Consider the following 5625-nt stretch of genomic DNA (forward strand, 5'->3'; position numbering starts at 1 on the left):
CCCCCCGGCTCCCCGCCCCCGCCTGGCTCCCCGCCCCCGCCCGGCTCGCCGCGCCGGGGACCGGCTCCCGGCTCTCAGTGCCCCGCCTGGCTCCCCGCCCCAGGGGCCGGCTCCAGGTACGGCACCGATCGTTCACCTGGCCGACCACCCCCGCATCCTCGTGCCCGGCCGTGCGTTCGCTTCCGGGCGCTGGACTTCCGGCTTGGTCATTCGCGTCGGAGACCACCCGTTCGTGGACATCTCCGGCGTGCCATCGGACTGAAGGATGATTGATGAACAACCGCACGGCCCGCGGCACGCGGCTCGGTCTCTTCGCGGCCGCCGCGCTCGCCATCGCGGTCCCGGTGTCGCTCGCCGGCACCGCGGCGGCGAGCACGCCGGTCGCCTCCGCCCCCACGGTCGTACGGCCGGTGGAGCAGTGGACGTCGCGCACCGTCGCCCCCGGCGTCGAGGTGCGCACCGGCACCGTCACCAACCCGGCCTCGGTCCACACCTGGACGGTGACCGTCCACGCCCCCGCCACCAACCGGCTCACCGGCGCCCCCACCTGGGCCCCGGTCGGCACGCAGGCCTGGGCCGCTGAGACCGAGGGCAAGCTGCGCGCCGCCGGCTTCGAGCCGCGGGTCACCCCGATCACGTGGCCCGGGTACGCCGACACCCCGCGCGGCCTGATGGGGGTGCGCGTCCGTATCGGCTCCTTCGCCACGCAGGCCGAGGCGAGCGGCGCGGCGTCCAAGGTCACCGCGGCGGGCTTCCGCACCGCCGTCGACTGGACCGGGTACGACGCCGACCAGCCGGCCGACCGCGAGAACATCAACGTCGCCGTCATCGACCCGCGCCGGTTCCGCGGCACCGTCGAGGCCACCCACGACGGCAACGTCGCACAGCGGGAGACCACCTCCTCCGTGGCCGCCAAGCTCGGCTCGCTGGTAGGCGTCAACGGCGGCTTCTTCCTCACCTCCAGCACCGACGGCGTGCAGGGCAACGTCGCGGGCGTCGCCGCCTACGACGGCGAACTGGCCTCGATGGCGGTGGGCGCCCGCGCGGCGCTGATCATCGAGGACGGCGGCCGCCGCAACCGGATCGCCGACCTCACCACCACCGTCACCGCGCGCGTCGGCCACGCCACCTTCGACGTCGGGGGCGTCAACCGCACCCCCGGCCTGGTGCGCAACTGCGGCCGTCCCGGCGGTGTGCCCACCTCCGAGCCGCGCCACGACGTCACCTGCACCCTGGCCGACGACATGGTGGCCTTCACCGGCCAGTACGTCCGCGAGCTGCCCGCCGGCCCCGGTGCCCAGGCGGTGCTGGACTCCCGCGGCCGCGTCCTGTCGGCGGGCCCGCGCGGCGGCACCGTCACTCCCGGCCAGACCGTGCTCCAGGGCATCGGCGCGGCGTCCGGCTGGCTCACCGAGCACGCCGTGCCCGGCGCCAAGGTGTCCGTCAAGAAGGTCGTGCGCGACACCCGCGGACGGAAGGTCGAGCTGGGCCCGGACGACAGCATCGTGAGCGCCGCCCCGACCCTCGTCGAGGACGGCCGCGTCCACATCGACGCCGCCACCGAGGGCACCCTCGACCCGCTGGACCTGTCCTTCGGCTACGCGTGGTCGAACGTCCGCCAGCCCCGCACGATGGCCGGCATCGACCGGCAGGGCCGCCTGCTGCTGGTCACCGTGGACGGCCGCCTCTCCGGCGGCAGCGAGGGCTTCACCCTGGCGGAGGGCGCGGCGTTCATGCGCTCCCTCGGCGCGGAGCAGGCGCTCAACCTGGACGGCGGCGGCTCCAGCGCCATGGTCGTCCAGGGCACGTTGGTCAACCGCCCGTCCGACGCGGCGGGGGAGCGGGCCGTGGGCGACACCATCCAGGTGCTCCCCGGGCACTAGGTCGGCTCAGCCGCCCGGCGGCCGCCGCGGACCTGTCGTAGAGGCGTGAAATACTCCCGGACGTGACGTGGCGGCAGTCGGGCGGTGCGCTCATCGGGCGGGCGGACGAGCTCGCGCGCCTGGTCGAAGTGCTCGGCGACGCCGCGATGGGCCGTCCCGGGGTGGCCGTCGTCGGGGGCGACGCGGGCATCGGCAAGACACGCCTGGTGGGGGAGCTGGTGGAGCGGGCCGGAGAGCTCGGGTTCGCCGTGCTCACGGGGCAGTGCGCCGAGCTCGGCGACACGCTGCCGTACCTGCCGCTGGCGGACGCGCTGAGAGGGGCGGCGCGCGACGACGACATCGGGCCGCTGATCGCGGGGCGGCCCATGCTGGACGGCCTGGTCGGCGGCACCTGGTCCGACGCCGGCGGGGAGGCGGGGGCCGGGCTCACGCAGCAGCGGCTGTTCGGGTCCACGCTGGCGTTCCTGGCGGAGCTGTCCGAGAGCAGGCCGGTGCTGTTCGTGCTGGAGGACCTGCACTGGGCGGACCGGTCCACCCGCGACCTGCTGGTGTTCCTCAGCCGCATGCTCCAGCGCGAGCGGGTCTGCCTGGTGGGCACGTACCGCACCGACGACCTGCACCGGCGCCACCCGCTGCGGCCGCTGCTCGCCGAGCTCGGGCGGCTGCCGTCCGTGAGCGTCGTGGAGCTGGGGCCGCTGGACGACGGCGACATGTCCGACCACCTCGTGGCTCTTGGCGGCGCGGACGCCCGGCTGATCCGCCAGATCGTCGAGCGGGCCGAGGGCAACCCCTTCTACGCCGAGGAACTGCTGGACGCCGACGGCCTGCCGTACGGCCTCGCCAACCTGCTGCTCGCGAGGGTCGAGCGCCTCGGCGACCCCGCCCAGCGGGTGCTGCGCGCCGCGGCCGTGGCGGGCCGGCGCATCGACCACGACCTGCTGCAACGGGTGTCCGGGCTGGACGACGCCGAGCTGGAGGCGGCCATGCGCGAGATCGTCTCCCGCGGCCTGCTGCTCCCGGACGGCGACTACGGCTACGCGTTCCGCCACGCCCTGCTGCGCGAGGCCGTCTACACCGACCTGCTGCCCGGCGAGCGCACCCGGCTGCACGGCGAGTTCACCCGGCTGCTCGGCGACTCGCCCGCCGAGCTGGCGTACCACTACCTGGCGGGCCACGACCTGCCCGGGGCGCTCGCCGCGTCCGTCCAGGCGGGCAAGCGCGCCGAGAGCATCGGAGCCCCCACCGAGGCGCACCGCCACTACGACCAGGCCCTGGCGCTGTGGCCCCGGGTGCAGCACGCCGAGAGCGTCGCCGGCATCGCCCGCATGCGCCTCGCCCTGCTGTCCGCCGCCGCGGCCGACGAGAGCGGCGACCCGCACCGCGCCGTCAGCCAGATGCGCGAACTGCTCGCCACCGAGGGCCCGACCGCCGAAGCCTGGGAACGCCTCGCGTACTACCTCATCGACTCCGACTCCGGCCCCGCCGCCATCGAGGCCGCCCGGACCGCCGTCACCCTGGCCACGTCCGGTTCCACCGACAACGCCCACGACGCGTGCGTGCTCGCCCGCTCCCTCGCCACCTACGCCCGCGCCCTGCTGTGGTCCCCCCAGCACGACGACGTGAAGGAACTGGCCCGCCAAGCGCTCGAAGCGGCCCGGTCGGCCGAGGTGCGCGACGCCGAGTCCAGCGCCCTCATCTCCCTGGCCATGGTGCACGAGATCGAGGGAGACGCCGCGTGCGCCCAGGAGCTCCTGGCCGAAGCAGGCGCCATCCGCTCCGGCAACCTCTCCATCGACCTGCGCGCCATCTTCCACCACGCCCGCGTCCAGTACGAACGCGGCGCCCTGGTCCCCGCCGCCCGGACCGCCGACACCGGCGTCACCCTGGCACGCGAAACCGGCCTCTCCTGGAGCACCTACGGCACGGACCTGCGCTTCCTCCGCCTCCTCATCCACTACGTGGCCGGCGAGTGGCAGGAAGCCTCCACCCTGGCCGCCGGTTTCGCCGTCCGCGTGGGCAGGATCCCCGAGGCCCGCCTCTCCGGCTTCGCACTCTTCGTGGAGGTGGCCCGCGGCGACGCCGTGGTGGAGGAACGCCTGGCCTGGCTGAAGCCTTTCTGGCACGACGAGCTGGTCACCTACATCGTCCGCGGCCTCTCCGCCGAACACGCCCTCTGGAACGACGACCCCCACACCGCCCTGGACCACATCAAAGCCATCCTCGACATGGTGGAACCCTTCGACCCCGTAGTGATCAGGATCTGCGCCACCGGTCTCTGGGCCCTGGCCGAGCTGACCACCCACCCCTCACGTCCAGGCACCCCGTCCCACCCCGCCGACCTGCGGACCTGGGCCGACGACCTCCTGTCCCGCGCCCGCGACGCCGCCACCGTCGGCCCCGGCTCCGGCAAACGCGGCGAACTGGGTCTGGAAGGCATGGCGTGGCTGGCGAGAGCGGAAGCCGAATGGCACCGCGTCCACGGCACCGCCACCCCCGACACCTGGCGTCCCGTCCTCCGGGCCTTCCAGTTCGGCTTCACCTACGAGGTGGCCCGCTCCCGCTGGCGCCTCACCGAGGCCCTGCTGGCCGCCGGCGAACGCGAAGAGGCCCTGACCGAATGGCGCACCGCCATGACCGAAGCCGAATCCCTGGGCGCCCTCCCCCTGCACCGCGCCCTGGAAGCCCTGGGCCGCCGTGCCCGCTTCACCCCGGCCCCGCCCCCCACCTCGCCGGCCCCCGCCGACCCGCTGACCACCCTGACCACCCGCGAACAGGAAGTCCTGTCCCTGGTGGCCGAAGGCCTGTCCAACCGCGAGATCGCCGAACGCCTCTTCATCGCCAACAAGACAGTAAGCGTCCACGTCTCCAACATCCTGGCCAAACTAGGCGTCACCTCCAGGACCCAAGCCGCGGCCCACCACCACCGCCGCGAGCCGTGACCCTCCCGACACACCCCTGAGCACATCCAGCACGCCGACGCACCCCTTCGCCGACCGCCCCCTCACCCACCGACGCCGACCGGCCCTTCGCTCTCCTCCGGCGCCGACCGGCCCTTCGCCCCCTCCGGCTCAGCCGCCGCCCGTGCGGGACGCCGGCGCCAGATCCCGCACCGCCTGGATCAACTCCGCGGGATCGAACGGCTTGGTGAGATAGGCATCCACCCCGATCCCAAGCCCGCGCTTCTTGTCGTCCTCCTGCGCCCGCGCCGTGATCATCATGATCTTGATATGCCGCGTGCTCTCCGCCGCCCGCAGCCGCGTGGCCGTCATCCACCCGTCCAGCCGCGGCATCATCACATCCAACGTGATCACGTCCGGCCGCACCTCACCCACCCGATCAAGACAGTCCTGCCCATCACTAGCGGTCTCCACGTGAAACCCCTCAAGCGTGAGATTGACCGCGATGAGCTGCCGGATGACCTCATCGTCATCCACCACCAGCACCCGCCCCAGAACGTCTTCCACGGGCGCGAGGCTAACCCCTCAACCCGCCCCCCGCGCACCTTTCCACCAACTCCCCACCCCAAAGTTATCCACACCCCCACCCCGGCCCTCGCCATCCCCCCAGCTCACCCCGCGAATCCACGCCCACCTCGCCCCCGCCTCCGGCGCGGCAGCCCTGCGCGCCGCCCCGCGCGCGATGCTGCGCCTCCCGGGCCGCCCTGCCGCCGCCCACCCCTTCTCCTGGGCCGCCTTCTTCCACCAGGGCGTCTGTCGGGCCGGCGGGCCCCGGCGACGGCGCC

General features: G+C 74.0%; 3 protein-coding genes. 2 read left to right on the forward strand and 1 reads right to left on the reverse strand.

Going from position 1 to position 5625, the window contains the following annotated elements:
- Nucleotides 1-272 precede the first annotated feature (272 nt).
- Together ABGB17_RS38570 and ABGB17_RS38575 are read left to right on the forward strand one after the other, a co-directional pair.
- The gene (locus tag ABGB17_RS38570; protein ID WP_347639315.1) at nt 273-1883 is read left to right on the forward strand and encodes a phosphodiester glycosidase family protein; all 1611 of its coding nucleotides are present in this window, start codon (nt 273-275) and stop codon (nt 1881-1883) included.
- Nucleotides 1884-1945: 62 nt separating this feature from the next.
- Nucleotides 1946-4822 (forward strand): AAA family ATPase, encoded by a 2877-nt coding sequence (locus tag ABGB17_RS38575; RefSeq protein WP_347639317.1) that lies wholly within the window; start codon nt 1946-1948, stop codon nt 4820-4822.
- Nucleotides 4823-4951: 129 nt separating this feature from the next.
- Here ABGB17_RS38575 and ABGB17_RS38580 read toward each other — a convergent pair whose 3' ends face one another.
- Nucleotides 4952-5347, reverse strand: a complete 396-nt coding sequence (locus ABGB17_RS38580; protein ID WP_347639319.1) for a response regulator — start codon at nt 5345-5347, stop codon at nt 4952-4954.
- Nucleotides 5348-5625 lie beyond the last annotated feature (278 nt).

Origin of the sequence: Sphaerisporangium sp. B11E5 (assembly GCF_039871875.1) — a bacterium.
Taxonomy (GTDB): domain Bacteria; phylum Actinomycetota; class Actinomycetes; order Streptosporangiales; family Streptosporangiaceae; genus Sphaerisporangium.

What these genes read in the sequence shown, in the direction of transcription:
- ABGB17_RS38570 (WP_347639315.1), top strand. Translation starts at nt 273, where the DNA reads ATGAACAACCGCACGGCCCGCGGCACGCGGCTCGGTCTCTTCGCGGCC.